This is a genomic window from Mycolicibacterium vaccae NBRC 14118 = CIP 105934, from assembly GCF_001552715.1.
Classification (GTDB): Bacteria; Actinomycetota; Actinomycetes; order Mycobacteriales; family Mycobacteriaceae; genus Mycobacterium; species Mycobacterium vaccae.
The window spans coordinates 12,640-39,240 of the sequence record NZ_BCRS01000036.1; the positions used below are offsets into that span (position 1 = coordinate 12,640).

At 68.0% G+C, this 26,601-nt stretch carries 29 protein-coding genes; 24 read left to right on the top strand and 5 right to left on the bottom strand.

Annotation, left to right across the window (positions count from 1 at the left end):
* The first annotated feature begins 72 nt into the window (after positions 1 to 72).
* On the top strand, positions 73 to 504 hold the full coding sequence (locus MVA01S_RS09625) for a nuclear transport factor 2 family protein (protein WP_003928632.1): 432 nt from the start codon (positions 73 to 75) through the stop codon (positions 502 to 504).
* A gap of 6 nt (positions 505 to 510) precedes the next feature.
* Here MVA01S_RS09625 and MVA01S_RS09630 read toward each other — a convergent pair whose 3' ends face one another.
* The gene (locus MVA01S_RS09630) at positions 511 to 1,005 is read right to left on the bottom strand and encodes a nuclear transport factor 2 family protein (protein ID WP_003928631.1); all 495 of its coding nucleotides are present in this window, start codon (positions 1,003 to 1,005) and stop codon (positions 511 to 513) included.
* A 90-nt stretch (positions 1,006 to 1,095) separates the two neighbouring features.
* On the opposite strand from MVA01S_RS09630, the gene mgtE reads away from it, so the two are divergent.
* The 5 genes from mgtE (at position 1,096) to trmD (ending at position 4,610) form a co-directional block, all read left to right on the top strand.
* Positions 1,096 to 2,454, top strand: coding sequence for a magnesium transporter (gene mgtE / locus MVA01S_RS09635; protein ID WP_003928630.1), 1,359 nt, complete (start codon positions 1,096 to 1,098; stop codon positions 2,452 to 2,454).
* Between the two features lie 165 nt (positions 2,455 to 2,619).
* Entirely contained in the window at positions 2,620 to 3,102 is a 483-nt protein-coding gene (gene rpsP / locus MVA01S_RS09640) for a 30S ribosomal protein S16 (RefSeq protein ID WP_003928629.1), read from the top strand.
* On the top strand, positions 3,099 to 3,341 hold the full coding sequence (locus tag MVA01S_RS09645) for an RNA-binding protein (RefSeq protein WP_003928628.1): 243 nt from the start codon (positions 3,099 to 3,101) through the stop codon (positions 3,339 to 3,341). Before rpsP ends, MVA01S_RS09645 begins: the two co-directional genes overlap by 4 nt.
* Positions 3,342 to 3,352: 11 nt before the next feature.
* On the top strand, positions 3,353 to 3,874 hold the full coding sequence (gene rimM, locus MVA01S_RS09650; RefSeq protein ID WP_003928627.1) for a ribosome maturation factor RimM: 522 nt from the start codon (positions 3,353 to 3,355) through the stop codon (positions 3,872 to 3,874).
* 13 nt (positions 3,875 to 3,887) lie between these two features.
* Positions 3,888 to 4,610, top strand: a complete 723-nt coding sequence (gene trmD / locus MVA01S_RS09655) for a tRNA (guanosine(37)-N1)-methyltransferase TrmD (protein ID WP_003928626.1) — start codon at positions 3,888 to 3,890, stop codon at positions 4,608 to 4,610.
* A gap of 2 nt (positions 4,611 to 4,612) precedes the next feature.
* Here the strand turns inward: trmD and MVA01S_RS09660 are convergent, their stop codons facing one another.
* On the bottom strand, positions 4,613 to 5,551 hold the full coding sequence (locus MVA01S_RS09660; RefSeq protein ID WP_003928625.1) for an LppW family protein: 939 nt from the start codon (positions 5,549 to 5,551) through the stop codon (positions 4,613 to 4,615).
* Positions 5,552 to 5,853: 302 nt separating this feature from the next.
* On the opposite strand from MVA01S_RS09660, the gene rplS reads away from it, so the two are divergent.
* Genes rplS through MVA01S_RS09680 form a run of 4 tightly spaced genes read left to right on the top strand, consistent with a single transcriptional unit; the run spans position 5,854 to position 8,179 of the window.
* Positions 5,854 to 6,195: a 50S ribosomal protein L19 gene (gene rplS / locus MVA01S_RS09665; RefSeq protein WP_003928624.1), complete on the top strand. Its 342-nt coding sequence runs from the start codon at positions 5,854 to 5,856 to the stop codon at positions 6,193 to 6,195.
* A 48-nt stretch (positions 6,196 to 6,243) separates the two neighbouring features.
* The gene (lepB, locus tag MVA01S_RS09670; protein WP_003928623.1) at positions 6,244 to 7,110 is read left to right on the top strand and encodes a signal peptidase I; all 867 of its coding nucleotides are present in this window, start codon (positions 6,244 to 6,246) and stop codon (positions 7,108 to 7,110) included.
* A 17-nt stretch (positions 7,111 to 7,127) separates the two neighbouring features.
* Positions 7,128 to 7,877 (top strand): ribonuclease HII, encoded by a 750-nt coding sequence (locus tag MVA01S_RS09675; RefSeq protein ID WP_003928622.1) that lies wholly within the window; start codon positions 7,128 to 7,130, stop codon positions 7,875 to 7,877.
* Entirely contained in the window at positions 7,874 to 8,179 is a 306-nt protein-coding gene (locus tag MVA01S_RS09680) for a DUF2469 domain-containing protein (RefSeq protein ID WP_003928621.1), read from the top strand. The genes MVA01S_RS09675 and MVA01S_RS09680 overlap by 4 nt, the downstream gene beginning before the upstream one ends.
* 17 nt (positions 8,180 to 8,196) lie before the next feature.
* On the opposite strand, the gene MVA01S_RS09685 is transcribed toward MVA01S_RS09680, so the two are convergent.
* Positions 8,197 to 9,525 carry a TetR/AcrR family transcriptional regulator gene (locus tag MVA01S_RS09685; RefSeq protein WP_003928620.1) on the bottom strand — a complete coding sequence of 443 codons (1,329 nt, stop codon included), beginning with the start codon at positions 9,523 to 9,525 and terminating at the stop codon, positions 8,197 to 8,199.
* A gap of 49 nt (positions 9,526 to 9,574) precedes the next feature.
* Complete coding sequence (locus MVA01S_RS09690) at positions 9,575 to 10,552, bottom strand: SDR family NAD(P)-dependent oxidoreductase (RefSeq protein WP_003928619.1); 978 nt, start codon at positions 10,550 to 10,552, stop codon at positions 9,575 to 9,577.
* Between the two features lie 89 nt (positions 10,553 to 10,641).
* Between MVA01S_RS09690 and MVA01S_RS09695 the strand changes: the two genes are divergently transcribed.
* The 9 genes from MVA01S_RS09695 to MVA01S_RS09735 all read left to right on the top strand — a co-directional run bounded on the left by MVA01S_RS09695 (position 10,642) and on the right by MVA01S_RS09735 (position 21,465).
* A complete protein-coding gene (locus tag MVA01S_RS09695; protein WP_003928618.1) occupies positions 10,642 to 12,339 on the top strand; it encodes a nitric oxide reductase activation protein NorD in 1,698 nt (565 codons plus the stop codon).
* 24 nt (positions 12,340 to 12,363) lie between these two features.
* Positions 12,364 to 13,203, top strand: a complete 840-nt coding sequence (locus MVA01S_RS09700) for a CbbQ/NirQ/NorQ/GpvN family protein (RefSeq protein ID WP_003928617.1) — start codon at positions 12,364 to 12,366, stop codon at positions 13,201 to 13,203.
* An 87-nt stretch (positions 13,204 to 13,290) separates the two neighbouring features.
* Positions 13,291 to 14,412, top strand: a complete 1,122-nt coding sequence (locus tag MVA01S_RS09705; protein ID WP_003928616.1) for an ABC transporter substrate-binding protein — start codon at positions 13,291 to 13,293, stop codon at positions 14,410 to 14,412.
* Positions 14,409 to 15,557 carry a spirocyclase AveC family protein gene (locus MVA01S_RS09710; protein WP_003928615.1) on the top strand — a complete coding sequence of 383 codons (1,149 nt, stop codon included), beginning with the start codon at positions 14,409 to 14,411 and terminating at the stop codon, positions 15,555 to 15,557. Before MVA01S_RS09705 ends, MVA01S_RS09710 begins: the two co-directional genes overlap by 4 nt.
* On the top strand, positions 15,550 to 16,566 hold the full coding sequence (locus MVA01S_RS09715; RefSeq protein ID WP_003928614.1) for an SDR family oxidoreductase: 1,017 nt from the start codon (positions 15,550 to 15,552) through the stop codon (positions 16,564 to 16,566). The genes MVA01S_RS09710 and MVA01S_RS09715 overlap by 8 nt, the downstream gene beginning before the upstream one ends.
* On the top strand, positions 16,559 to 18,049 hold the full coding sequence (locus tag MVA01S_RS09720) for an aldehyde dehydrogenase family protein (protein WP_003928613.1): 1,491 nt from the start codon (positions 16,559 to 16,561) through the stop codon (positions 18,047 to 18,049). Before MVA01S_RS09715 ends, MVA01S_RS09720 begins: the two co-directional genes overlap by 8 nt.
* A 9-nt stretch (positions 18,050 to 18,058) precedes the next feature.
* Entirely contained in the window at positions 18,059 to 19,282 is a 1,224-nt protein-coding gene (locus MVA01S_RS09725; protein ID WP_060941584.1) for a cytochrome P450, read from the top strand.
* Entirely contained in the window at positions 19,266 to 20,573 is a 1,308-nt protein-coding gene (locus tag MVA01S_RS09730) for a cytochrome P450 (RefSeq protein WP_051015200.1), read from the top strand. Before MVA01S_RS09725 ends, MVA01S_RS09730 begins: the two co-directional genes overlap by 17 nt.
* 13 nt (positions 20,574 to 20,586) lie before the next feature.
* Complete coding sequence (locus MVA01S_RS09735) at positions 20,587 to 21,465, top strand: mycofactocin-coupled SDR family oxidoreductase (RefSeq protein ID WP_003928609.1); 879 nt, start codon at positions 20,587 to 20,589, stop codon at positions 21,463 to 21,465.
* A gap of 4 nt (positions 21,466 to 21,469) precedes the next feature.
* On the opposite strand, the gene MVA01S_RS09740 is transcribed toward MVA01S_RS09735, so the two are convergent.
* Positions 21,470 to 22,117 (bottom strand): TetR/AcrR family transcriptional regulator, encoded by a 648-nt coding sequence (locus tag MVA01S_RS09740; protein WP_003928608.1) that lies wholly within the window; start codon positions 22,115 to 22,117, stop codon positions 21,470 to 21,472.
* Positions 22,118 to 22,309: 192 nt separating this feature from the next.
* On the opposite strand from MVA01S_RS09740, the gene MVA01S_RS09745 reads away from it, so the two are divergent.
* From MVA01S_RS09745 to MVA01S_RS09765, 5 genes are all read left to right on the top strand, one after another.
* Entirely contained in the window at positions 22,310 to 23,098 is a 789-nt protein-coding gene (locus MVA01S_RS09745) for a spirocyclase AveC family protein (RefSeq protein ID WP_040540023.1), read from the top strand.
* An 11-nt stretch (positions 23,099 to 23,109) separates the two neighbouring features.
* Positions 23,110 to 24,306, top strand: coding sequence for a cytochrome P450 (locus MVA01S_RS09750; RefSeq protein ID WP_003928605.1), 1,197 nt, complete (start codon positions 23,110 to 23,112; stop codon positions 24,304 to 24,306).
* A gap of 39 nt (positions 24,307 to 24,345) precedes the next feature.
* Positions 24,346 to 25,119, top strand: coding sequence for an HAD-IIA family hydrolase (locus MVA01S_RS09755; RefSeq protein WP_003928604.1), 774 nt, complete (start codon positions 24,346 to 24,348; stop codon positions 25,117 to 25,119).
* Positions 25,120 to 25,143: 24 nt separating this feature from the next.
* Positions 25,144 to 26,352, top strand: a complete 1,209-nt coding sequence (locus MVA01S_RS09760; protein ID WP_003928603.1) for a CoA transferase — start codon at positions 25,144 to 25,146, stop codon at positions 26,350 to 26,352.
* A partial coding sequence (locus tag MVA01S_RS09765) for an acyl-CoA thioesterase domain-containing protein (RefSeq protein ID WP_174538885.1) occupies positions 26,349 to 26,601 on the top strand: 253 nt, incomplete at its 3' end. The genes MVA01S_RS09760 and MVA01S_RS09765, both read left to right, overlap by 4 nt.

Below are 26,601 nucleotides of genomic sequence, written 5' to 3' on the forward strand. Positions count from 1 at the left end.
TGCCATCACACCCCAGCCTCCCCATACCGTCTATTCCGCGGCGGGAACGGCGGGATCGTGTTCAATCAATTCATGTTGAGCCTCGGGGAGATTTCGGACCGGCTGGAAATCCAGCAACTGCTGATCGACTACTCCACGGCGATCGACGGGAGGCGCTTCGACGACTTGGACGCCGTCTTCACCGACGACGCCTACATCGACTATCGGGTGAGCGGCGGCGTGGACGGCCGGTTCCCGGAGGTCAAGGCCTGGCTGAAGGAGGTGCTCCCGAACTTCCCCGCCTACTACCACATGCTCGGCAACGTCGATGTGCGCCTCAGCGGGGACACCGCGACGTCGCGGGCCATCTGTTTCAACCCGATGGTGATGGGCGCCGGCGAGGCCGGCACCTCTCCGCAGATCTATTTCGTCGGGATCTGGTACGTCGACGAGTTCGTCCGCACCGGGCAGGGCTGGCGGATGAGCAGGCGCGTCGAGGAGAAGTGCTTCGACAAGCTGGTGTGAGCCCGCTCAGCGCGTGAGCAGGCGCCCGATCCGGCCCGCGGCGCGCTTCATCCGGTCGGACACGTACACCGAGACCGCGACGTTGAAGATGTCCTCGCGCAGGCGGGTCAGGGTCGACGAGGTGATCAGCCAGCTCTCGTCGACCTTCTGGTAGGTCTCCCGGTAATGGCCGTAGCCGCGCAGGTTGATCCCGGGGCCCAGCCGGACCACGTCTTCGAGCGCCCACACCGCGCGCGCGGTGGTGGGGGAGGTCAGCTCGATCTCCGGGGCGTGCACCTGGTGCACGGTGGCGCGGTCGCCGAGGCTCTTACGGGTGAACGCGACGAACTCGTCGGCCCCGGTGATCACCTTGCCGCCGGCCTGGGTGGTGTCACTGTGCAGGTCGTCGGCGAACAGCGACCGCCATCCGTCCCAGTCCTTGGTGTCCAGATATCTGCAGTAGCGCGCCTTCAGCTGCTTGAGGGCCTCGATCTCCGTCAACGCCGCCGCGGTGTCCGTCATCCGTGCAGCGTGACAGCAACGCTCGCCGCAGTAAACCGACGGCGTTCGGTGACCGGTCATTCACCCCGATGGTGTACAGGTATCCACGAGATGACCGACATGACTGCGCGACCCTCGGAAGACCAGCTCAAGCAGATTCTGCGGGCGCTGGACGATCTCGACCTGCCGGCGCTGACCGCCTCGCTGCGCGGGTTGTCGACGATCCAGGTCGTCGACGTGCTGGAACGGCTGGACCGGCAGGAACAGGCGGTGCTGTACCGGGTGCTGCCCAAGGACCGGGCTCTCGAGGTTTTCGAGATGCTCGACGCGAGCCTGCAGCGCGACCTGCTCGGCGGTCTCCAGGACGACGCGGTGGCCGCACTGTTCGCCGACCTGGATCCCGACGACCGGGTGGAACTGCTCGACGAGCTGCCGGCGACCGTGGCGGCGCGCCTGCTGCACGGGTTGCCGTCCGGCGAACGGGAACTGACCGCCGCGATGCTCGGCTATCCGCAGCGGTCGATCGGCCGCCGGATGAGCCCGGAGTTCGTGTCGGTGCGTCCGACGATGACGACGGCCGAGGCGCTGACCCGGGTGACGGCGAGGCTGGAGGACGCGGAGACGGTCTACACGCTGCCGGTGGTCGACGAGCACCGGATCCTCATCGGCGTGGTCAGCCTGCGCCGGTTGCTCGCCGCCGCCCCCGGGACGACGGTGGCCGAGGTGATGAGCGCCCCGCACTGGGCGCGCGCCACCGAAGCCGCCGAGACCGCCGCACGGCGCTGCGCCGACCTGAGGATGCTGGCGCTACCGGTGGTCGACAGCGAGACGCGCCTGGTCGGCATCCTCACCGTCGACGACGCGCTGCAGATCCTGGAGACCGCCGAATCCGAGGACCAGGCCCGCATCAGCGGCACCGAGCCGCTGCGCCGGCCCTACCTCACCGCTCCGGTGATCAGCCTGGTCCGGTCCCGCGTGGTCTGGCTGCTGGTGCTCGCGGTCGGCGCGACGCTGACGGTGCAGGTACTCGAGGTGTTCGAGGCCACACTGGCCCAGATGGTCACGCTCGCACTGTTCGTGCCGCTGCTGATCGGCACCGGCGGGAACACCGGGAACCAGGCCGCCACCACGGTGACCCGGGCCCTGGCCCTCGGCGATGTCAGGCCCCGCGACCTGGGCAAGGTGCTGTTCCGTGAGCTGCGGGTCGGGTTGTCGCTGGGACTGCTGCTCGGCGGTCTGGCGTTCGTGGTGACCAGCCTGATCTACAACACCTCCATCGGTGCGGTGATCGGGTTGACGCTGGTCAGCCTGTGCACGATGGCCGCGGCCGTCGGGGGTGCGATGCCGTTGATCGCCCGCTCGATCCGGGTCGATCCCGCGGTGTTCTCGAACCCGTTCATCTCGACGTTCGTCGACGCGACAGGACTGCTGATCTACTTCCTGATCGCCAAGGCGGTCCTGGGCATCTGAGCGCGATTTCCGCAGCACCCGCGTGTTCTGGCACAATGGGCGGCTGTCTGCCGCAGGACTCCGGCTCTGCGTCGGTCACACGCGTAAGGCAAAACCGGGTCCCGGCATCCCGCCGGAGATCGCTCGAATTGCAAACGCGGCAATCACAGGAGAGAACGCTCAACCATGGCTGTCAAGATCAAGCTCGCCCGCTTCGGCAAGATCCGCAATCCCCAGTACCGCATCGCCGTCGCCGATGCCCGCAACCGCCGCGACGGTCGCGCCATCGAGGTCATCGGCCGGTACCACCCGAAGGAAGATCCGAGCGTCATCGAGATCGACTCCGAGCGCGCACAGTACTGGCTGGGCGTCGGTGCCCAGCCCACCGAGCCTGTGCTGCAGCTGCTGAAGATCACCGGTGACTGGCAGAAGTTCAAGGGTCTGCCCGGCGCCGAGGGCACGCTGAAGGTCAAGGAGCCCAAGCCTTCCAAGCTGGATCTCTTCAACGCCGCACTCGCCGAGGCCGAGGGTGGCCCGTCCACCGCCGCGACCACGCCGAAGAAGAAGAAGGCCGCCGCCAAGAAGGACGAGTCCGCCGAGGCTGAGGCGCCCGCCGAGGCTCCGGCCGAGGACAAGGCCGCCGAGTCCGACGCCCCCGCTGCCGAATGAGTTCGGTCGTCGTCGACGCCGTGGAGCACCTGGTCCGCGGAATCGTCGACAATCCTGACGACGTCCGCGTGGACATGGTGACCAATCGCCGCGGCCGCACCGTGGAGGTGCACGTGCACCCCGACGACCTGGGCAAGGTCATCGGGCGCGGTGGTCGCACCGCGACCGCACTGCGCACCCTGGTGGCGGGCATCGGCGGTCGCGGGATCCGCGTCGACGTGGTGGACACCGACCAGTAGCGTCGCGCCAGATGGACCTTGTTGTCGGGCGCGTGGTCAAGGCGCACGGCGTCACCGGCGAACTTTCCGTCGATGTCCGCACCGACGACCCCGAGGGTCGTTTCGTGGCGGGTGCAGTGCTGCGCGGCCGCCCTTCGCGGGGCGGCGGCGCAGAACGCGCCTACGTCATCGAATCGGTGCGGCCCCACGGGGACCGCGTGCTGGTGCGCCTGCAGGGGGTCGGGGACCGCAATGCCGCCGACGCGTTGCGGGGCACCCTGTTTCTGGTCGACTCGGGTGATCTGCCCCCGATCGACGACCCCGACGAGTTCTACGACCACCAGCTCGAGGGCATGACCGTCACCACCACCGACGGCCGGTCCCTGGGCGCGGTGGCGGAGGTGTTGCACACTGCCGCGGGCGAACTGCTGGCCGTGCGCGATTCCGAGGGCGCCGAGGTGCTGGTGCCGTTCGTGTCGGCGATCGTGGTGTCGGTGTCGTTGGCGGACAACGCGATCGAGATCGATCCGCCCGAGGGTCTGCTCGATCTGTAGGGATGCGGAGCCCGTGAAGATTGATGTCGTCACCATCTTCCCCGCGTTCCTGGACGCGCTGCGGCAGTCGTTGCCCGGCAGGGCCATCGATGCGGGGATCGTCGAACTGGCCGTGCACGATCTGCGCGACTGGACCCACGACGTGCACCGTTCCGTGGACGACTCGCCGTACGGCGGGGGACCGGGAATGGTGATGAAGGCGCCGGTGTGGGGCCCGGCGCTGGACCAGATCTGTTCTGAGGAAACCCTTCTCGTGGTGCCGACGCCGGCCGGGCGGCTGTTCGACCAGGCCACTGCGCAGCGCTGGTCGGGCGAACGGCACCTGGTGTTCGCCTGCGGCCGCTACGAGGGAATCGACCAGCGGGTGATCGACGACGCGGCCAGGCGGATGCGGGTGGAAGAGGTCTCGATCGGCGACTACGTGCTGCCCGGCGGCGAGTCGGCGGCGGTGGTGATGATCGAGGCGGTGGTCCGGCTGCTGCCCGATGTCCTCGGCAATCCGGCCTCGCACCAGGACGATTCGCACTCCGAACTCGTCGGGGGCCTGCTGGAGGGGCCCAGTTACACACGCCCGGCGAGCTGGCGTGGACTCGACGTCCCCGAGGTGTTGCGCTCGGGCGACCATGCGCGGATCGCGCAGTGGCGCCGCGAACAGGGACTGCAGCGCACGCGGGAGCGCCGCCCCGATCTACTGCTCAAGACCGACGTGCTCAAGACCGACGGGCCGCAGGCCTAGGCCTAGATCCGGCCTCCGGGGAACATGGTCTTGACGGCGTCGGTGATGGTCCGGCGGGCGACCTCGTCGTCGGCGGCCTGCATCGACCCGATCACCATCACGTAGCGGTCGGCGGTGCCGATCACCCCGGTCGACAGATGCATCCAGTCCGCGCCGACGCAGCACATCCATCCCTGCTTCACGGCGACCCGTTCGGCGAACAGGCCCTCCGGGATGCCGAACCGCTGCGGGTACACGCCGCCGGGCACCATCCCGTCCGGCGCGGTCGGGGTCGACGCGGCGAGATTCGACATGATGATGTCCACCTGTTCGCGCGGCAGGCCGCCCGCTCCGGAGAGCAGCATGTCGTAGTAGCGGACGAGGTCGGTGGCGGTGCTGATGGTGTTGAACCAGCGCCCGTTGCCCGGCCGTCTGGTCGACGACAATCCGTAGCGCTCGACGACGCGGTCGACGATCGCGCTTCTGCCGCTGCGATTCCAGAACACCTCGGCGGCGCTGTCGTCGGAGGACCGAAGCATGACGTCCAGCGAATCGCGGTCGTCGGGGGACAGGTCGGTCTTGCCCTCGGCGACCTGGAGCAGCAGGTCGTCGGCGATGAACAACTTGACCACGGACGCGATCGCGATGCTTCTGTCGTTTCCGTTGGTGATCAGTTGACCGGTGTTGCGGTCCAGGACCGCGGTGGTGATCTCGGCGCCGGCGTCGGCGGCCTCCGCGGTGGCCAGCACCGCGCGGTCGGTCAACCCGGAGAAGGCGGCGGGGGGTTCGTCGGGAGGCGCCTCGGGGAGCGGGGCCATGGTGCCCAGCGGCGCCACCACGGTCAGGTGCGGGCCGCTCGAGACCGCAGGCGTTCCGTTGCCCGTTGCCGAGCATCCGACCAGGGCGGATACCGCGGCGGTCAGCAGTGCGGCGGTCCTGAACAGCCGTGACGGCTGTCGCATCGTGCTTCCTCCAGAATCTGTGGGCCGACGCTGTCCCGGAATGCGGACAGCGTGGCGCGGCTGCCCGGTATAGAAAGGGTAGACCGTCTGTACTCGCTGCGCCTGCCTCGAACCCCGGCCCATAGGGCGGTGGCCACCGGATTTCGGGGATCGGGGCCGCGTCTGGCACAATTGGGCAGTTGTCTGTGCACGGCGGGTACGACCACGCCGCACGACCCGCCCAAGACGTCCGAAACACCATGGTTGCGTGCGCGTCACCACGACGCCGGCACGGAGCCGCGAACAGCAAGGAAGTGTCACCGATGAACACGCTGGATTTCGTCGACCAGGCGTCGTTGCGTGACGATGTCCCGGCCTTTGGCCCCGGCGACACCGTCAACGTCCACGTGAAGGTCATCGAGGGCTCCAAGGAACGCATCCAGGTCTTCAAGGGTGTCGTTCTCCGCCGTCAGGGTGGCGGGGTTCGCGAGACGTTCACGGTCCGCAAGGAGAGCTACGGCGTCGGCGTCGAGCGCACCTTCCCCGTGCACTCGCCCAACATTGACCACATCGACGTGCTCACCCGCGGTGATGTGCGCCGGGCGAAGCTGTACTACCTGCGCGAGCTGCGTGGCAAGAAGGCCAAGATCAAGGAAAAGCGCTGAGCCTGCTCACCGCGCAGGCGGTGACGCCGCGGTGGCTACGCTGATCCCGTGACATCCGCTTCTGACCCCTCGGGGCCCGCGGGATCTTCCGATCCCGACGATTCGTCCACCGAACGCACCCTGGAGCCGCCGGAGCCCGCTCCCGCGGAAGACGTTGCCACGCAGGACGGCGAGCAGCCGGGCAAGAAGAAGCGCGGCGCCGTCCGGGAGGCTGCGATCCTCATCAGCATCGCGCTGGTGCTGTACTACGTGATGCTGACGTTCATCGCACGTCCGTACCTGATTCCGTCGGAGTCGATGGAGCCGACCCTGCACGGGTGCAACGGCTGCGTGGGCGACCGGATCATGGTCGACAAGCTGAGCTACCGCTTCTCGACGCCTCAGCCCGGCGATGTGGTCGTCTTCAAGGGTCCGCCCAACTGGAGCATCGGCTACAAGTCGATCCGGTCCGACAACGCCGCCCTCCGCTGGGTGCAGAACGCGCTGTCGGTGGTGGGTTTCGTGCCGCCGGACCAGAACGATCTGGTGAAGCGGATCATCGCCGTCGGCGGGCAGACCGTGCAGTGCCGGGTCGACACCGGGCTGACGGTCGACGGCAAACCGCTCAACGAGCCGTATCTGGACCCCAACACGATGATGGCCGATCCCGCCGTCTACCCGTGCCTGGGCAACGAGTTCGGTCCGGTGACCGTGCCCGAGGGCCGGCTCTGGGTGATGGGCGACAACCGCACCCACTCGGCCGACTCCCGCACGCACTGCTCCAACGTGCCCGGCGACGCGCAGCGTGGACTGTTGTGCACCGGCGATCCGGACGCCGGGACCATCCCGGAGGAGAATGTGATCGGTAAGGCCCGGTTCATCGCCTGGCCGCCGGGACGGTGGGGCGGCGTCAACTCGGTGAACCCCCAGACGTAACGGGAGGGCACGGACTTTTGCCTGCTGCTTGGCCTCCGCGGACGGTCATCCGCAGATCGTCCGGTCTGCGCACCCTGGAATCGGCGCTGTACCGGGCCGGGCTGGGACCGGTCGCCGGCGTCGACGAGGTCGGACGCGGGGCCTGTGCCGGGCCGCTGGTGGTGGCGGCCTGCGTGCTGGGCCCCAACCGGCTGGAGAGCCTGGCCGCCCTCGACGATTCCAAGAAGCTCAACGAAGCCGAGCGGGAACGCCTGTTCCCGCTGATCCGGCGGTACGCGCTGGCCTACCACGTGGTGTTCATCCCGTCCGAGGAGGTCGACCGCCGTGGGGTGCACGTGGCCAACATCGAGGGGATGCGGCGCGCGGTCGCCGGACTGGCGGTGCGGCCCGGTTACGTGCTCTCGGACGGATTCCGGGTGCCCGGCCTGCCGATGCCGTCCCTGCCGGTCGTCGGCGGCGACGCGGCCGCGGCGTGTATCGCCGCGGCCAGTGTGCTGGCCAAGGTCAGCCGCGACCGGCTGATGGTGGCCATGGAGGATGAGCATCCCGGCTACGGTTTCGCCGAGCACAAGGGCTACAGCACGCGGGCGCACAGCGCGGCGCTGGCGCGACTCGGTCCGTCCCGTCAACACCGGTATTCGTTCATCAATGTGCGGCGACTGGTCATCGACGGGGAACCCGAGGAGCATGCAGAAGTGGTGTGCGGGAAAATGCTCGTGGACATGCCCATGAACGGCGATCTACCCGAAGGACAGCTGAGCCGATGAGTGCCGAAGATCTCGAGAAGTACGAAACCGAGATGGAGCTCTCGCTCTACCGCGAGTACAAGGACATCGTGGGCCAGTTCAGCTATGTCGTGGAGACCGAGCGGCGGTTCTATCTGGCCAACAGCGTGGAGATGGTGCCGCGCAACGCCGACGGCGAGGTGTACTTCGAACTGCGGCTGGGCGACGCTTGGGTGTGGGACATGTACCGGCCGGCGCGCTTCGTCAAGCAGGTCCGGGTGATCACGTTCAAGGACGTCAACATCGAAGAGGTGGAGAAGCCCGAGCTGCGGCTCCCCGAGTAGCGCTCGACCGAGACTGCTCAGCGGACGGCGACCCCGCGCAGCACGGTGTCGCGGGCCAGGATCAGCGCGTTGCGGGTGCCGATCTCCTGCAGGATGTTCTCGGGGATCCACTGTTCCCCGATGATGCAGCGGGCCAGCATGTCGGCGGTGGGGCTGTGGACCTGGATCTCGCCGGCCCTGATCCCGTCGGACAGCAACGCTTTCATCTGGCGTATCCGGGTGGTGAACGACCACGTCGGGTTCGTCGAGTCCGGCGGTGACTGACGCATCCAGGCCAGTTGGATGCGGAACTCATCGGGGAACTGGTCCAGGGCGTTGATGTTCAGCCAGCTCAGCGCGTCGAGCTTCTCCAGCGTCGTGGAGTCCGTGTGCACGATCTCCGACCACGCGCCGCCGACCTTGCGGCCGAAGTCCAGCATGATCGACATCAGCAGCTCGTCCTTGGAGCCGATGATCCGGTACACGGTGCCGGTGCCCAGCCCGGCGGCCGAGGCGATGTCGCGGATCGTCGTCATCTCGTAGCCGCGACGCCCGAACTCCGCCCGGGCGACCGCACGCAGGTGTGCGGCCTTCAGATCGGTCTGGTCCTCGTCGTCGACCCAGCTCCGGATGACGGACTCGGCGGCGGCGAAGGCGTCCGAGCGGTCCAGGTCCGCGTCCGCGGGCGCTTCGCTGGCCAGACCTTCCAGGGCTATCCGGCACTTGAGGGTGGCCAGCTCATCGGTCCTGGCCTTGTGCCGGATCACGTCCAGCCCGACGTGCAGCATGCTCTGGCAGAGCCGGTCGGCCAGCGTCGGGAGGTCCACGTCGGGGCGGATGTCGCCGCTCCAGCGACCCGCGCGCAGCGCCTGCAGCATCGCGGCCTGAATTTTCGTCGGCGGGCGGGAGGTCAGCTCGAGGAGTTCCGGGTCGCTGCTGGGGCTCTCGTAGAAGGACATCTGCAATGCCGCGCGATGCTCGACCGCGCACCCGGCGATCGCCCGGCCGAGCGCGATGATCTGGTCGGCCACGGGGCCGGGGTCAGGGCCGTCGAGGCGTCGCAGCGCGTCGTCGCCGATGCGGTCCAGATCGGCGTGATAAAGCCGGATCAGCTCGACGAGAATCGCTTCCTTGGATTCGAAGTGGTGATAGAGGCTGCCCGCGAGAATGCCTGCCGCATCGGCGATCTGCTGAACGGAGCTGCGCAGACCGGTCGCGGCGATGACGGTGTTGGCGGTCTTGAGGATCTCGGCGCGCCGGGTCAGGTCGGTCGCCGGTGCGTCGGCGGCGGCGGTGACGGGGGTGAGCTTGGCGCCGCCCGCGCGGCGAGAGCGTCTGGGACTCTGCCCTGTCGCGTCGCCGGCCATCGCATCCGCTCCTCGGTCGTCAGTGCCGGCAAAGCCCGGAAGCCCGATGCTACCGGCCGGCGGGCTGCGGGAACGCCACCGCGGCGCCGTCGGGCATCGCGCTGATGCCCCGCCGGTCGCACACCTGCAGCACCTCGTCGACGATCGAGTCCGGCACGATGAACCGGTCGGTGGCGCACACCTCGGTGAGGTGTCCTTCGACGTCCTCGGCGGTGGGGACAGTGCCGGTATCGGCCAGCCAGCCGTCGGTGAGTCCCATGAACGCACGGGCATACCGTCCCGCGCATGCCGAGAAGTTGTGATGGGTGACCGTGCAGCTTCGGCCTGCCAGGAACGTCACCAGCGGCACGACCAGCTCGGGCCGGATGGCGCGCATGAAGCCGGACTCGGCGAGGAACTTCTCGTCGCCCACCGTCTCGGTGACCATCCGCGAAAACCCGGTGGGCAGAACGGTGTTGGACAGGATGCCGTGGGCGGCGCCCTCGATCGCGATGACGTTGGACAGCCCGACCAGTCCGGTCTTCGCCGCGGCGTAGTGCGCCTCCATCGGTTGTCCGAAGTTGCCTGCCGAGGACGAGACGAAGACGAACCGGCCGTACTTCTGCGCCGTCATCACCGCGTAGGCGGGCCGGCTCAGGTAGAAGCCGCCGTCGAGGTGCACCGCCAGCATGCGGCGCCAGTTCCCGGCATCGAGCTGTTCGAACGGGATGCTGTTGAAGATCCCCGCGTTGCTGATCACCACGTCGAGGCGGCCGAAGGTCCCCACCGCCGTGTCGACGATCGCCTGACCGCCTGCGGCGCTGTCCACCGAGTCGTAGGACGCGACCGCGCGGCCACCGTCAGCCTGGATCTCGGCGACCACGCTGTCGGCCACCGCGGTGTCACTCCCGTCGCCGTGCATGGTGCCGCCGAGGTCGTTGATCACGACCGCGGCGCCTCGGCGGGCCAGGTCGACGGCGTAGAGGCGGCCCAGTCCGCGTCCCGCACCCGTGACCACGGCGACCTGGCCGGTGAAATCGATCGCCATAGCCCTCCATTGACTCCGCTTGCGGCGAACCCTACGGTGGAACAGATATTTGGTCAAGGCATCGGGCGGTGATGCCGGAGGAGGGGTGGATGCCCAACGGCGCTGGCGGTGAACGCTTTTCCGGTTTGGGCATGCTGGCGTCCGCGCTGGCCGGCCGGCCGGTGGCGGTGGACGCGGCAGGCCCGGGGAGACCCGCGTGGACCGACGGCGAGACCGTCTACGTCGATGCGTCGGCGCCCCCGCACGCCCGCTACCAGATGGTCGCCGTCCAGGCGTCGATGATCGCGGCAGGCAGCCTCGATCCCGACGTGGTCGGGGCGCTCGTGCGGCATCGGCGCCTGGCCGAACGCTATCTCGCGATCGAGGGACACCGGGCGCTGTCGGCCAATCGCGCACTGCTGCCGGATGTTCTCGCCGCGTCGGCCGATCCGGGCATCGGAGGCCTCAGCGACTGCGCCGCGACGTCGCTGACGCTTGCGCGCAGACGCGAGGGGCCCCCCGATGCGCCTCCGAGCTTCGGCACGATCGAGCCCAGGAAGATCCTCGCCGCGAGCGCGGCCGCGGCCAGAGTGGCCGAACAGCGAGGGGCAGGCCATGTCCCGCGCCGGCAGAGCTCCGGCGCGCTCGAGGAGTTCGACGAGGACGACCCGGACAACTGGGACGACACCGACGATCCCGATCTGTTCTCCAGCCCGGTGGGCGGGGGTGGGGCGGTCGGAAAATGGTTGAAGAAGCTGTTGTCCTCGGCGCGCAAGACCGGTGGCGACGGGTCGGGCCCGCCCGGTGCCGACACGCCCACCCACCGCACGATGTCGACGACGCGCGGTGCACACGCGGTGTCGTCGCAGGCGGTGACATCCGCGGAAGAGGTCGCCGACATCAAGACCGACGGCGTCAAATATCCCGAGTGGAACGCCGAGCGGGGAAGCTACCGGCTCGACTGGTGCACCGTCCGGGAGGTCGAGCCGGTTGTCAAAGCGCATGCCACACAGCAGATCGAGGCCGCCACCAGTGTCCGGCGCCCACTGGCGCGCCTCGGTCTCGGCCTGCATCACCGTCACCGACAGTCTCAGGGCAGCGACATCGACATCGATGCCGCGATCGAGGCGCGGGTCGAGGTGCGGGCCGGCGCGGTGCCCGACGAGGCCGTCTACCTCGACAGCCTGCGCGCACGCCGCGACCTCTCGGTGCTGCTGTTGCTGGACATCTCGGGGTCCACCGCGGAACCGGGTGGCGTCGGGCGCACGGTGCATCAGCAGCAGCGCACGGTGGCCGCACATCTGATGGTGGCGCTGCACGATCTCGGTGACCGGGTGTCGCTGTACGCCTACTACTCGCAGGGGCGCGCGGCGGTGAGCATGGTGCCGGTCAAACGGTTCGACGACCACCTCGATGCCCAGGTGATCAGACGCCTGAACAGCCTGGAACCCGGCGCGTACTCGCGGCTCGGCGCGGCCGTCCGGCACGGTTCGGCGGTCCTGGAGGATTGCGGCGGAACGTCGCGGCGCCTGTTGGTCGTGCTGTCCGACGGTCTGGCCTACGACCACGGCTACGAGCGGCCCTACGGCGCTTCCGACGCCCGCCGCGCCCTGGTCGAGGCGCGGCACCGCGGTACCGGCTGTGTGTGTCTGACCGTCGGGGCGGACACCGACGTCGGCGTGCTGCGCCGAGTGTTCGGCGGGGCGGCACACGCCACGATCCCGGGCCCCGATCAGCTCGCAGGCATCGTCGGGCCGATCTTCCGGTCGGCTGTTCGCTCCGCCGAAGTCCGGCGGCGGGGGGCGTGACGCTCCGAAAGGGAAGGTGAGTCGATGACCGTCGAGTCCGGTGCTACCCGCACCAACGGCACGGGTGCGCGTACGCGCCCGTACTACACGCCCGTGGGCAACGAGGAGACGGTGTTCAAAGCCGCCTACCGCCAGGGCCTGTCGATCGTGCTGAAGGGCCCGACCGGCTGCGGGAAGACGCGGTTCGTCGAGGCGATGGCACACGATCTCGGCCGGCCGCTGATCACCGTCGCCTGTCACGACGACCTGACCACCGCCGATCTCGTCGGCCGGTTCCTGCTCAAGGGCGACGAGACGGTGTGGACCGACGGTCCGCTGACCCGCGCGGTGCGCGACGGTGCGATCTGCTACCTCGACGAGGTGGTCGAGGCCCGGCAGGACACCACGGTGGTGCTGCATCCGCTGGCCGACCACCGGCGTCAACTGCCGATCGAACGGCTCGGCGTCACGCTCGACGCCGCACCGGGTTTCGGCCTGGTGGTGTCCTACAACCCCGGCTACCAGAGTGTGCTCAAAGACCTCAAGGACTCGACCAGACAGCGCATGGTGGCCATCGAGTTCGGTTTCCCCGCACCGGAGGTGGAAGAGGGCATCGTGACCCACGAAGCCGGCGTCGACCAGCGCACGGCTGCGGAGCTGGTGCGGTTCGGCCAGGCGATCCGGCGACTGGAGGCCGGGGGACTGCGCGAGGTCGCGTCGACGCGGGTGCTGATCGCCGCGGGCCGGCTGATCGCCGAAGGTCTGCCGGTGGCCGACGCGGCCCGGGCCGCGATCGCGGGCCCGCTGACCGACGACGTCGCCGTCAGCCGCGGTCTGCACGAGTTGATCGACCTCTATCTCGGCCAACCGGCATCGAACGATTGACGCTGTGTGTGACCGTCGTTACTGTCAGAACAAATATTAGGTTTCGTGCCCCTGTGGCGCAGCGAGCGGCGCCGACCCGGAGGTCAGATGTCCTACGAGAGCACCGCAGAACCCATCAAGGTCGGCTACCTGATGGACTTCACGCTGCCGCCGGGGTTCCCGGAAGAGCTGCGGGCCTCGTTCACCCGGACCTTCGATCTGGTCTTCGAGGAGGCGGTCGAGCGGCGGCTGATGGATCGACCGGTCCAGATGATCTACCGCGAGGTCGAGGGGCTGCCGAAAGGATCGGTGAAAGCAGTCATCGACGCCTACGGTGAGCTCGTCGACGAGGGTTGCCTGGCGGTGTTCGGACCCAACATCACCGACAACTGCGTGCCGCTGCGCGAGGCGATCGAGGAGCGCTTCAAGGTGCCGGCGATCAGCGTCACCGGCACCGATGACTGGCTCGGGGAATGGACCTTCGCCTTTCCCCAGGGCTCGATGACCGACGAGCCGATCTTCCTGATCGACCTGGTCGCCAAGCGTGGCATCGCCGAGATCGGCGTATTGGTCGAGCAGAACCTGATCGGCGAGAGTTATCTGAAGAACCTCCGAAGCGCCGCCTCCCGCAGGGGTATTCGTATCGTCGCCGAGGCGTCGATCGCGCAGACCGCGCAGGACATCAACGAAGCGGTACGTACTCTGCACGACGCCAAGGCGGAGGCGATCGTGCACCTCGGGTTCGGCTTCGGGATCGTGTTCATCAACCCGGCGCTGGCAGCCGTCGACTGGGATCCACCGCGCTTCACCACCACCGCGTTCCAGAACGCCTGGGTCAATCCGATCATGTGGAACGCGTTCCTCGGCTGGGTCGGGGTCGATCAGTACGACGAGGGAAACAAGATCGGACAGGCCTGGCTCGACCGGTACGCCGAACGCTACGACGGCAGCCGGCCCGAGTACTGCGTGTCGGTGGTCAATCACGACGTCGCCGCCACGCTGGTGCGGGCGTTCACCGACGCGCATCCGCTGAGTCCTCGAGGCGTCAAGGAGGCACTGGAAAGGGTCAAGATGATGCCGGCCGCGTCCGGCGCGCCGGGCACGCGGGTGTCGTTCGGCAAATGGACGCGGCGCGCGTGGATGGGCACCGGCTACCTGGTCGCCCGGACCCTCGATGCCGACGGCGTCAACTCGCACCTGGTCGACCGGTTCGGAGAGGAAGCTCCGTGACCACCCAGAAACCCGCAACCCCCGTCGCGCAGACCACGGCCGAAGACCGAAATGCCAAGCGCAGGAACCTGAACTGGGGGCGGTGGATCGCCGCGTTCGCACTGCTGGCGTTCTTCAGCCTGTTCGTCGCGTTCGCGCGCACCGAGGTCCACCCCCGGGTCGCGAATCCGAACGTCGAGGGCAGGCCGCGCCCGGTCGAGTTCCTGTTCGGCTGGGACGGCTGGCTCTGGGTGCACCAGATCGGTTGCGTGATCCTGCTGGTCGTCCTCGTGGCGATCTTCGTGCGGGGCTGGCGGCGCGATCCGGGCAGCCCGATCATGCTGATGTTCCTGTGCACGACGCTGATCGTCTGGCAGGACCCGATCATGAATTGGGCGCCGTTCGCCGTCTACAACCCCGCACTCATCCACTGGCCGGAGAACTGGCCGCTGATCATGTTGTCCCCGACAGTCGAACCGTTCATCGTCTTCGGCTATGTGGCCTTCTACTTCGCGCCGTTCTTCCCGGCCATCTGGCTGCTGCGCAAGCTGCAGGCCAAGCACGGCCCGACCACGTTCGTGTCGCGACATCCGCTGATCAGCCTCGGGTCGATCACGTTGGTCATCGGCTTCATCTTCGACGCGATCCTCGAAGTGAGCCTGGTGCGCACGGGTCTTTACATCTACTCGCAGGCCATCCCGTTCGGAACCCTGTTCCCCGGCACCACGTTCCAGTTCCCGCTGATCTGGGAGTCACTGGCGGTGACCTTCGTGATGGTTCCCGCCGCTGTGCTGTGCTATCGCGACGACACCGGCAAGGCGGTCGCCGAGAAGCTTGCGGCCAGGGCGAAACTGTTCCCGAAAAAGCCGGTGCTGGGCACCTTCCTGGTGATGTTCTTCATCATCAACATCGCGTACTTCGCCTACGGCTCCTGGTTCGCCGCGATCAAGGCGAGCGGGCTGGCCACCGCAGTAGCCTGCCCGTGGCCATATCCCGAGGCGAAAGTGTATGACCCGCAGGGCTATTTCGAGAAGGAGGGTGCCGAAGGTCCGTTCTCGGTGGGTAAGTGGGCCACCTGGCAGAGCGGACTTCCGAACGGTCGCCCCGATGTCGAGGCGCCCCCGCCCGGTGAGGGCAGTTGCGCACCCGAGAACGCCGATGGCTGAGCCGCGCACCGTCCTGATCACCGGCGCCTCCCGCGGCCTGGGCTTCGCCTCGGCGGTGCGCCTCTACAACGAGGGATGGCGGGTGGTCGCGGCGATGCGCACACCGGACCGCGGAATGCCACTGTTGCGCGCGGCGACGGGTGCATCGCCGTCCGATGACCGGCTGATCGGCGTCACCCTCGACCTGATGGATCAGGCGTCCGTCGCCGCTGCGGCCAAGGAGATCCAGGAGGCCGTAGGTGCACCGTATGCGTTGGTGCACAACGCGGGTATCTCCGCGGCCGGAATGGTCGAGGAGGCCGAGGTCTCGCTGTGGCAGGACATGCTGGCCACCCACGTCATGGGCCCGGTCGCGCTGACCAGGGCGTTGTTGCCGTCGATGCGTGCGGCGGGGGAAGGCCGGATCGTGCTGATCTCCAGCGCGGGGGGAGTGCGCGGACAGCCGGGTATCGCGGCGTACTCCGCGGCCAAGGGTGCGCTGGAGCGCTGGGGCGAGTCGATGGCCGGTGAGATCGCGCCGTTCGGGCTCGGGGTGACCGTGCTGGTGACCGGTACCTACGACACCGACATCATCACCGATGCGGGCACCATCGACGATCGGATACTCGACGGTCCCTATTCCCGCGTGCACGACACCATGAACACCCGCGGGCGCTACGCGATGAGCTTCGCCCGTCCGCCGGAGAAGTTCGCCGACGGCCTGCTGCGGGCGTTGGCGGACCAGGCTCCGTTCCGTCGCCGCGGGGTCGGGGTTGAAGCGTCGATGTTATTGGTGTTGAACAGGATTCTGCCGGCCGCGGGCATGCACCACATGTCCCGCCTGGTTCTGGGCATACCGAAGCAGGGCGCGATGCGGGGAGGGGCGGTGCCGTTGACGCTCGCTCAGCGGGCGATGGTGTCCGCCGCCAGGGTGCTTCCCCAGCCGGTGATGCAACGCCTTGCCGAAGCTGTCATGCGCCGTCAGGCGGCACGGCAGACCGCCCATCAGGAAAGTGGATCGAATGGCTGAGGCCGGGACCGCGACGTACGAATCACGGATGCTGATCGACGGCAAGCTCGTCGACGGCCAAGCGGGCACGTTCTGCAACATCAACCCCGCCAACGAGGACGTGCTCGGCGAGGTCGCCGACGCGTCGGCGGCCGACATGCGCCGCGCCATCGACGCCGCGCGCCGCGCGTTCGACGACACCGACTGGTCCACCAACCGTGGACTGCGTAAGCGCTGCCTGGCACAACTTCACGACGCGCTCGAAGCCGAGCGGGAAGAGTTGCGCGAGGAGCTGATCCGGGAGGTGGGTGCACCCCGGGCGGTGACGCACGGTCCACAGCTGGACGCCCCGCTGGCCGACGGGCTCCGGTATCCGGCGCGGATGATCGACGACTTCCCCTGGGAGACAGACCTCGGCGACACGGTGGTATCGGTGACCGGGGTGAACACCACCCGGAAGGTGTGGCATGAACCGGTCGGCGTGGTCGGCGCGATCGTGCCGTGGAACTTCCCGTTCGAGGTCAGCACCAACAAGCTGGGGCAGGCGCTGGCGGCGGGCAACACCGTCGTGCTCAAGCCCGCGCCGGACACCCCGTTCAACGCGACCCGACTCGGCCGTCTCATCGCCCAGAACACCGACATCCCTGCCGGGGTGGTCAACGTGGTGACCGCGTCCGACCATCTGGTCGGTGAGGAACTGACCATCTCGCCGAAGGTGGACATGATCTCCTTCACCGGCTCCACCGGGGTCGGAAAGCGAATCATGGAGAAGGGCGCCGCGACGATGAAGCGGCTGTTCCTCGAACTCGGCGGCAAGTCGGCGACCATCGTGCTGGAGGACGCCGACTTCACCACCGCATGCCTGATCGGTATCGGACCGCTGCTGCACGCCGGACAGGGCTGCGCGGCGCCCACCCGGATGCTGTTGCCCCGGTCCCGATACGACGAGGGCGTCGCGATTCTGCAGGGCATCTACCAGAGCATCGCCGCCGGCGATCCGCAGGACCCGGGCACGCTGTGTGGTCCGGTGATCTCTGCCAAGCAGCAGTCCCGCATCCTGGGCTACATCCGCAAGGGCGTCGAGGAGGGGGCGACGCTGCTCGTCGGCAGCACCGAGCCCCCGAAAGAGTTCGACAAGGGGTTCTGGGTCAGCCCAACGCTTTTCACCGACGTCGACAACCAGATGACCATCGCGCAGGAGGAGATCTTCGGACCTGTCCTGGCCGTCATCCCCTACGAGGACGAGGACGATGCGGTGCGCATCGCCAACGACAGTGCCTACGGCCTTGCCGGCAACGTCATGTCCGGCTCGCTGGACCGCTCGCTGGCCGTCGCACGGCGGCTGCGGGCGGGCTTCATCGGGCTCAACGGCACCGCCGGCTACGGCGCCGACACCCCGTTCGGGGGCTACAAGGACAGCGGCGTCGGTCGCCAGAACGGCATTGTCGGATTCAGCCAGTACACCGAGGTGAAATCGGTGGCCTATCCAGCTCAGAACCTCTGAAGGAGCGAAGTGGAACAACTTTTCGACGACCTCGAAGACTTCGGTTCCTTCGACGACGCCATCTCGGGCGACGTCCGCGATCCGTACACGGAGCTGGCACGGTTGCGCCGGGAGCAGCCTGTCCAACGTCTGGAGACCTCCGGAGCGCTGCCGCACGAGGAGTCGCTGCCGATGTTCATCGTGTACCGGCACGAGGAGATTCAGCAGATGCTGCGCGACAACGAGACCTTCTCGTCGTCGGGCGTCATCGCGGCGTTCGGTCCGGTGCTCGGTGAGCGCGTGATGCTGGGGATGGACGAACCGGTGCACGGCCGGTTGCGGGCGCTGGTGCAGAAGGCGTTCACGCAGAAGGCGCTGGCCCGCTGGGAGGATGAACTCGTCGGACGCGTCGCCAACAGCCTGATCGACAACTTCGCCCCGAACGGCAGGGCGGATCTGGTCAAGGAGTTCACCTTCGACTATCCGAGCCAGATCATCGCGGGTCTGCTCGGGCTGCCAGAGCAGGACTACCCGCAGTTCCAGCGGTGGTCGATCTCGCTGCTGAGCTGGTTGATGAACCCCGAACGCGGACTGGCCGCCTCCGCCGCGTTGCGTGACTACTTCGCGCCGATTCTTCAGGCTCGCCGAGCCGAGCCGAAAGAGGATCTGATCAGCGCGCTCGCCGCCGCCGAAATCGACGGCAACAAACTCGAAGACGAGGAGATCTACTCGTTCCTGCGGCTGCTGCTGCCCGCCGGCGTCGAGACGACCTACCGCTCGCTGGGCAGCATGCTGTTCGCGTTGCTGTCGGATCCCCCGCAGTTGGAGGCGGTCAAGGCAGACCGGTCGCTGCTGCCCCAGGCCATCGAAGAGGCGGTGCGCTGGGAGTCGCCGCTACTGACCATCACCCGGGTGGCCACCTGCGACACCGTGCTCGGCGGGGTGCCGATCCCGGCGGGGGCGACCGTCATGCCGATGCTGGGTGCGGCGAACCGCCAGGAGGAGCGGTACCCGAACCCGGACCGATTCGACATCTTCCGCCAGCCGAAGGCGAATCTGGGGTGGGGCCACGGTGTGCACGTCTGCTTGGGCATGCACCTGGCCCGGCTGGAGATGCGTACCGCGGTCAACCTTCTGCTCGACCGCCTGCCGAACCTGCGGCTCGACCCCGATGGGGACGATCCGCACATCCGCGGACAGGTGTTCCGGTCGCCGACGTCGCTGCCGGTCCTGTTCGATGCCCAGAGGAGCTGACACCGTGACAGAGACCGGCCGATCCGTGGATTTCGAGACCGTCGACTATTTCACCGACGAGTCCCTGGTCCCCGATCCGTATCCGTACTTCGATCACCTGCGCGCCAAATGCCCTGTGTCACAGGCGACTCCGTTCGGAGTGCTGGCGGTCACCGGCTACGAGGAAGCGCTGTCGGTGTACAAGAACCCCGCGTTCTCCTCGTGCAACTCGGTGGCGGGCCCGTTCTCGGGTATGCCGTTCGGGCCGGGGGAGAGCGACGACGTGTCCGACCTGATCGAACAACACCGCGGGGCGGTCCCGATGTCGGAGCACATCACCTCCCAGGACCCGCCGCTGCACACCCGGACCCGCGGCCTGCTCAGCCGACTGATCACCCCGAAGCGCCTCAAGGAGAACGAGGACTTCATGTGGCGGCTGGCCGATCGACAGCTCGACACCTTCATCGAGCGCGGAAGTGCCGAGTTCCTCGGCGACTACGCCAAGCCGTTCTCGCTGTTGGTGATCGCCGATCTGCTCGGGGTGCCTGCCGAGGACCACGAGGAGTTCAAGGCCGCGTTCGCGCTGGAGACCGTCGGTGAGCTCGGGAAGGAGGCGCCCACCACGCACAATCCGCTGCAGTGGCTCAACGATAAGTTCCACGCCTACATCGAGGACCGCAGGCGGGCGCCGCGGGAGGACGTGCTGACCGAGCTGGCGTTGGCCAAGCACGAGGACGGCTCGACCCCCGACATCGACGACGTGATGAACCTGTCGACGTTCCTGTTCGCGGCAGGCACCGAGACGACGACGAAGCTGGTGAGCTCCGCGGTCCGCTTCATCGCCGACAACCCGGGTTCCGAGGAGATGCTGCGCCGGGACCGCAGCAAGATCCCGGCCTTCCTGGAGGAGACGCTGCGGTTGGAGAGCCCGGTCAAGTCCCACTTCCGGATGGCCCGGACGACGACGAAGATCGGCGACGTCGAGGTGCCGGCGGGCTCGACCGTCATGGTGCTGCCCGGTGCGTGTAACCGGGACGGGCGGAAGTTCGAGAATCCCGACGAGTTCCGGGCCGACCGGAGCAATGTCCGCGAGCAGATCGCCTTCATCCGCGGAGCACATTCGTGCCCGGGTGCGCCGCTGGCCCGCGCCGAGGGGCGTATCTCGCTGGAGCGGATCCTCGACCGGATGACCGGCATCGCGATCTCCGAGGAGCACCACGGCCCGGCCGGCGCGCGCCGGTTCACCTACGAACCCACCTTCATCATGCGCGGCCTGGCCGAGCTGAACATCACGTTCACCCCCGCCGGGTGAGAGGGAGTCACACATGACCGGAAAGCTCGAAGGCAAGGTCGCTTTCATCACGGGCGCGGCACGCGGCCAGGGTCGCGCGCACGCGATCGCGATGGCCAGGGAAGGCGCCGACATCATCGCCGTCGACATCTGTCGCGACATCCCGTCCAACCCGTACCCGTTGGCGACGCCGGAGGATCTCGCCGAGACCGAACGCTCGGTCAAAGAGACGGGACGGCGCGTGGTGGCACGCGTGGCCGATGTGCGCGAGCGCCACGAACTGCGGGAGGCGGTCGAGGCGGGCGTCGCCGATCTCGGCAAGATCGACATCGTCGTCGCGAATGCGGGAATCCTGCCGATGGCGATGGGTAACCCCGATCCCATGGGGTTCGTCGACGCCAGCGACGTGGACCTGCTCGGGGTGATGAACACGGTCGCCGTGGCGATTCCGCATCTTCCTGACGGGGCCTCGATCATCGTCACGGGGTCGACCGCGGGCATGATCCGCGGGACCACCACGAGTCCTGACATGGGCCCCGGTGGCGCGGGATACGGCTGGAGCAAGCGCGTGGTGATCGAGTACGTCGAGGAGATGAGCCTGCACCTGGCGCCGAGGATGATCCGGGTCAACGCGATCCATCCGACCAATTGCAACACCCATCTGCTGCAGAACGAGGGCATGTACGGGGTGTTCCGGCCGGACCTGAAAATGGAGGGCAAGACCCCGACCCGCGAGGACGCCGAACCGCTGTTCAGCCTGTTCCAGGCGATGCCGATCCCGTACATCGAGCCCGAGGACATGGCCCACCTCGGGGTGTTCCTGGCCAGCGACGACAGCCGCTACATCACCGGCCAGCAGATCCGGGTCGACGCGGGCTCGCTGCTCAAGTGGCCCAATGGCCCAGGGGGATAGGTATTCAGTCGGGGCGGTGCAGGAAGCCGTGCAGGATCGCCTGGACGAGCTCGTCGACGATCGCTTCGCGCGGCGGTGGCGTGCTGCCGAAGAAGGTCGAACGCAGTGCGACCATGCCGACGATCATCGCCACGGTCGAGTGCGCCGGCAGATTCGGCTGCCGTGATCTCTTGCCGCGCAACTGCATTCCCTCAGCGCTGATCTCACCGAGCACCGTGAGCGCACGCCGGATGTCGGCGATGCCTGCGGCCTCGAGGTCTTCGTCGCTCAGACCGTCGGCGGCGACCAGGGTGAGCAGCAGTCCCTGATGTTCGATCAGGACGTCGTAGAGCGGACCGACGAACTGCCGGGACAATTCCTCCTCGTCGGTCTCCTCCGGCGCCACGGCCTGCCACGTCGTGCGGAACTCGTCGAGGAAGGTGGTGAACGGAAGCACGAGGGCTTCCCGGAACAGACCCGCCTTCGAGCCGAAATGGCGGAACAGCAGATACTCGCTGACCCCGGCGGCTTCGGCGATCTCGCGGGTGGTGGTGGCGCGATAGTCCTTGCGTGCGAACAGGTCCCGGGCTGCGTCGAGCAGCAGTCGACGCGCCTCGCCGCGGGGGCGGCGGGCGGGCGGGGTTGATCCTCGGGACGAACTTCGCTGGGGCACTGGACTTCACCATAGTCGGGTCTTGACCGCACACTTTGTAATAGTGTCCGCTATTAATGCTGATGCGAAAGGGGACAGGCGTGGGTGCTCTCATCATGGTCGGCACGCTGCTCGGGCTGGCCGTGCTGATCTTCGGACTGGTGATCTACCTCGACCCGGAGGCGCGGCAGTGAGCGCAAGGCGGGACCGCTGATGGACTCCGGAATGCCCACCGCGCTGGTGGTCGGCCAGGCCTTCGCTTACATCGGCGGTATCGCGTTTCTGGCCTTCGGTGTCTACCTGAGTATCCGGCGCGGTCGCTTGCATCCGCTTCTGCTGGTGTCGATCTCGGCGATCTCGTTCTCGTGGATCGAAGCCCCGTACGACTGGGCCGTCTACGCCCAGTTCCCGCCGGAGCTGCCGCGGATGCCGTCCTGGTGGCCGCTGAACATGACCTGGGGCGGGGGACTTCCCTCGGCCGTCCCCATCGGCTACATCGCCTACTTCGTGCTGCCCGCGGTCATCGGTGCGGCACTGGGGCGCAGGGTGGTGGCCCGCTTCGAGTGGCGCAGGCCGCAGACGCTGCTGGTGGTCGGCTTTCTGGTGGGCTTCTTCTGGGCGCTGGTGTTCAACGGGTTCTTCGGTCCCCGCTTCGGGGTCTTCTACTACGGCTACGTGATCGACGGGCTCGCGCTGTTCCAGGGCACCAGATATCAGTACCCGGTCTACGACGCCGTCGCGATGGGCTTACAGATGATGGTGTTGACCTACCTGCTCGGCCGCACCGACGACCAGGGCCGCAACGTCATCGAGGTGTGGTCGGACAGACGTTCTTCGAGCAAGGTCGGCTCGGCACTGTTGTCGGTCGCCGCGGTGGTGGTCGTGGGCCACGTCATGTACGCGGCGGTGTTCGCGCCGCACCTGGCGACCAAGCTCGGCGGGTACGTGACCGAGGGCCCGACCGAGCAGTTGTTCCCGCACATCGAGAATCAGCCGAGGTAGGGGTGCACACCATGGCGACAGATCACACAGTCAAGGTGTACTACGACCCGTTCGACCACACCATCGACGACGATCCGTATCCGGTGTGGCGGCGGATGCGCGAGGAAGCCCCGCTGTATCGCAACGACAAGTACAACTTCTACGCGCTGAGCCGATACGACGATGTGGTCAAGGCGCTTCCGGACTGGGAGACCTACCGGTCCGGCAGGGGAACCACCGCCGACATCCTGTTCAACGGCATCGAGGTGCCGCCGGGCATCCTGCTGTTCGAGGATCCGCCGTTGCACGACCTGCACCGCCGACTGCTGTCGCGGGTCTTCACGCCCCGCCGAATGCTGGCGGTGGAGGACCTCGTGCGCGGATTCTGCTCTCGCGCACTGGATCCGCTCCTCGATGGCGACGCATTCGACTTCGTCACCGACCTCGGGGCGATCATGCCGATGCGTACGATCGGCTACCTGCTCGGCATACCGGAGGAGGGCCAGGAGCAGATCCGTCAGCGCACGGACGACAACATCAAACTCGGTGACGACGTCGCCGATGTCAGCGCCACGGTGTTCGCCGAGTCGCTCGCGCTGTTCGCCGAGTACATCGAGTGGCGGTCGACGCATCCGTCCGACGACCTGATGACCGAGTTGCTCAACGCCGAGGTCGAGGAGCCGGACGGCTCCCGGCGCCGGCTCGAACGCACCGAGGTGCTCGCCTACACCGCGATGATCGCCGGGGCGGGCGGGGAGACCACCGCCCGCCTGATCGGGTTCATGGGGGAGCTGCTCGGCGCGCATCCCGACCAGCGCAGGCAACTGGTGGCCGATCCGACGCTGATCCCGCCGGCGGTCGAGGAGACACTGCGGTTCGAACCGCCGTCGCCGGTGCAGGCCCGCTACGTGGCGCGCGACGTCGAACTGTACGGGCACACGGTGACCGAGGGGTCCTACATACTGCTGCTCAACGGGTCGGCCAACCGCGACGACACGCGGTTCGTCGACCCGGACCGCTTCGACATTCACCGCAAGGGCGGGCACCTGAGCTTCGGGCAGGGGCTGCACTTCTGCCTCGGCTCGGCGTTGGCGCGGCTTGAGGCCCGGGTGGCGTTCGAGGAGGTCCTCAAGCGGTGGCAGGACTGGGACGTCGACTACGACGGCGCCGTCCGGGCGCGCACGTCCAGCGTCCGCGGATGGGCGCGGCTGCCGGTGCGGACCCGCTGAGAAGCGGGGCGGCTTGCCGCGGCTGACACACTGGAGGGCGTGCGCTCCACACCACAGTGCTGGCTGACCGACATGGACGGCGTGCTCGTCCGCGAGGAATACGCGCTACCCGGCGCCGCGGAGTTCCTGCAGCGTCTGATCGACCGGGAACGGCCGTTCCTGGTGCTCACCAACAATTCGATCTTCACCCCGCGGGATCTGGCCGCCCGGCTGGTCCGCTCCGGGCTGGCCGTCCCGGAGGGCGCGATCTGGACCTCCGCGATGGCCACCGCGGCGTTCCTGGCCGACCAGTTGCCCGGCGGTTCCGCGTACGTGATCGGCGAGGCAGGCCTGACCACAGCCCTACACGAGGCCGGCTACACCCTGACCGACATCGCGCCGGACTTCGTCGTGCTCGGCGAGACCCGCACGTACTCGTTCGAGGCGATCACCAAGGCCGTGCGCCTGATCCTGGGCGGTGCCCGGTTCATCGCCACCAACCCCGATGTCACCGGTCCGTCGGCTGAAGGCCCGCTGCCGGCCACCGGATCGGTGGCGGCGATGATCACCAGGGCCACCGGACGCGAGCCGTACTTCGTGGGCAAGCCCAACCCGATGATGTTCCGCAGCGCGCTCAACCGGATCGAAGCCCACTCGGAATCCACCGTGATGGTGGGCGACCGGATGGACACCGACGTGGTGGCCGGCATCGAGGCGGGGCTGGAGACCATCCTGGTGCTCACCGGCTCGACCACGATCGAGGACGTCGAGCGTTACCCGTTCCGCCCCAGCCGGGTGCTGCCGTCCATCGCGGAGGCGATCGAACTGGTGTGACGCGGCGCTTGCTAGCTTGAGCGGATGACCGAACCAGCGCCTGATCCGGCCCGGCCGCTGGCCGGCGTGCGCGTCGTGGAGATCTCCAGCTTCGTCGCAGTCCCGTTGGCGGGCATGACATTGGCTCAACTGGGCGCCGAGGTGGTGCGCGTCGATCCGGTGGGCGGCGCCGCGGATTACCGACGCTGGCCGCTCACCGAGTCCGGCGACAGCATCTACTGGGCCGGGCTCAACAAGGGCAAGCGCTCGCTGGCGGTCGACATGCGGTCTGACGGCGGACAGGAACTGGTCACCCGGCTGATCGCCGAGAGCGGGGTGTTCATCACCAATGTCGCCGGTCGGCAGTGGCATTCGTACGAAACGCTGAGCCGGGTGCGGTCCGACCTGATCCACGTCGAGGTGTCCGGTCGCCACGACGGCGGTACCGGCGTCGACTACACGGTCAACGCCGCCATCGGTTTTCCGATGGTGACCGGCCCCGCCGAACTGACCACACCGGTCAACCACGTGCTGCCCGCATGGGACGTCTCATGCGGCCTCTATGCGGCTCTGTCGGTGGTCACCGCACTGCGCCACCGCGACGCCACCGGAGCCGGCCAGCAGATCAGCATCCCGTTGGAGAACGTCGCACTGGCCACCGCGGGCAACCTCAGCCTGCTGACCGAGGCGATGGTCAACGGCACCTCGCGGCAACGTATCGGCAACGCCGTCTACGGCACCTACGGGCAGAACTTCACCAGCAGCGACGGCATCTCCTACATGGTCGTCGCGCTGACCGGCCGCCACTTCCGCGACCTGACGAACTTGACAGGCACCTCTGAAGCCGTTGCCGCGCTTGCAGATTCGCTGGGTGCGGACTTCTCCGACGAAGGTCAGCGGTACCGGCACCGGGAAGCGTTGAGCGCGTTGTTCGCCGAGTGGTTCAGCACGCACACCGGTGCCGAGATCGCCGCCGCGCTGTCGGCGACGTCGGTGCTGTGGGAGCGCTACCAAAGCTTCGGGGAGACCGCCGTCGACCCGCGGGTGACCGAGAACCCACTCTTCACCGAGCTCGACCAGCCGCGGGTGGGCCGCCATCTCGCCGCGGGTCTGCCGGTGTCTATCGACGGCGCGTACCCGCCGGCGGTCCCCGCCCCGGCGCTGGGCGACGACACCGCCACGGTCCTGGCCGACTGGCTGGCCATCGAACGCGGCCAGATCGACGACCTGTACGGGTCGGGCACGGTCGCGTGAGCACGCTGGGCGACCTGCTCGACGTCACCGAGACCGGGCCGGGCGACTGGCAGGGCCGCGCCTCCGGACCGGCGGGCAAGCGGGCCTACGGCGGCCAACTGGCGGCGCAGAGCCTGGCCGCGGCGGCCCGGACCGTGGACCGCGCCAAGGCGCCGACCGCGATGCACCTGCAGTTCCTGCGCGGCGGTGAGGCCGGTGACCCGGTCGACTACCGGGTGCAGCACGTCCACGACGGCCGCACCGCGGCGT

Coding starts and splice junctions, on each gene's coding strand:
- MVA01S_RS09660 (WP_003928625.1), bottom strand. CDS start 5,551: ATGCGACAGCCGTCACGGCTGTTCAGGACCGCCGCACTGCTGACCGCC.
- MVA01S_RS09735 (WP_003928609.1), top strand. CDS start 20,587: ATGACCGGAAAGCTCGAAGGCAAGGTCGCTTTCATCACGGGCGCGGCA.
- rimM (WP_003928627.1), top strand. CDS start 3,353: ATGGACCTTGTTGTCGGGCGCGTGGTCAAGGCGCACGGCGTCACCGGC.
- MVA01S_RS09760 (WP_003928603.1), top strand. CDS start 25,144: ATGACCGAACCAGCGCCTGATCCGGCCCGGCCGCTGGCCGGCGTGCGC.
- mgtE (WP_003928630.1), top strand. CDS start 1,096: ATGACCGACATGACTGCGCGACCCTCGGAAGACCAGCTCAAGCAGATT.
- MVA01S_RS09715 (WP_003928614.1), top strand. CDS start 15,550: ATGGCTGAGCCGCGCACCGTCCTGATCACCGGCGCCTCCCGCGGCCTG.
- MVA01S_RS09745 (WP_040540023.1), top strand. CDS start 22,310: ATGGACTCCGGAATGCCCACCGCGCTGGTGGTCGGCCAGGCCTTCGCT.
- MVA01S_RS09705 (WP_003928616.1), top strand. CDS start 13,291: ATGTCCTACGAGAGCACCGCAGAACCCATCAAGGTCGGCTACCTGATG.
- MVA01S_RS09730 (WP_051015200.1), top strand. CDS start 19,266: ATGCCCAGAGGAGCTGACACCGTGACAGAGACCGGCCGATCCGTGGAT.
- MVA01S_RS09720 (WP_003928613.1), top strand. CDS start 16,559: ATGGCTGAGGCCGGGACCGCGACGTACGAATCACGGATGCTGATCGAC.
- MVA01S_RS09695 (WP_003928618.1), top strand. CDS start 10,642: ATGCCCAACGGCGCTGGCGGTGAACGCTTTTCCGGTTTGGGCATGCTG.
- MVA01S_RS09690 (WP_003928619.1), bottom strand. CDS start 10,552: ATGGCGATCGATTTCACCGGCCAGGTCGCCGTGGTCACGGGTGCGGGA.
- MVA01S_RS09680 (WP_003928621.1), top strand. CDS start 7,874: ATGAGTGCCGAAGATCTCGAGAAGTACGAAACCGAGATGGAGCTCTCG.
- rpsP (WP_003928629.1), top strand. CDS start 2,620: ATGGCTGTCAAGATCAAGCTCGCCCGCTTCGGCAAGATCCGCAATCCC.
- MVA01S_RS09645 (WP_003928628.1), top strand. CDS start 3,099: ATGAGTTCGGTCGTCGTCGACGCCGTGGAGCACCTGGTCCGCGGAATC.
- rplS (WP_003928624.1), top strand. CDS start 5,854: ATGAACACGCTGGATTTCGTCGACCAGGCGTCGTTGCGTGACGATGTC.
- MVA01S_RS09625 (WP_003928632.1), top strand. CDS start 73: ATGTTGAGCCTCGGGGAGATTTCGGACCGGCTGGAAATCCAGCAACTG.
- MVA01S_RS09700 (WP_003928617.1), top strand. CDS start 12,364: ATGACCGTCGAGTCCGGTGCTACCCGCACCAACGGCACGGGTGCGCGT.
- MVA01S_RS09685 (WP_003928620.1), bottom strand. CDS start 9,525: ATGGCCGGCGACGCGACAGGGCAGAGTCCCAGACGCTCTCGCCGCGCG.
- MVA01S_RS09630 (WP_003928631.1), bottom strand. CDS start 1,005: ATGACGGACACCGCGGCGGCGTTGACGGAGATCGAGGCCCTCAAGCAG.
- MVA01S_RS09750 (WP_003928605.1), top strand. CDS start 23,110: ATGGCGACAGATCACACAGTCAAGGTGTACTACGACCCGTTCGACCAC.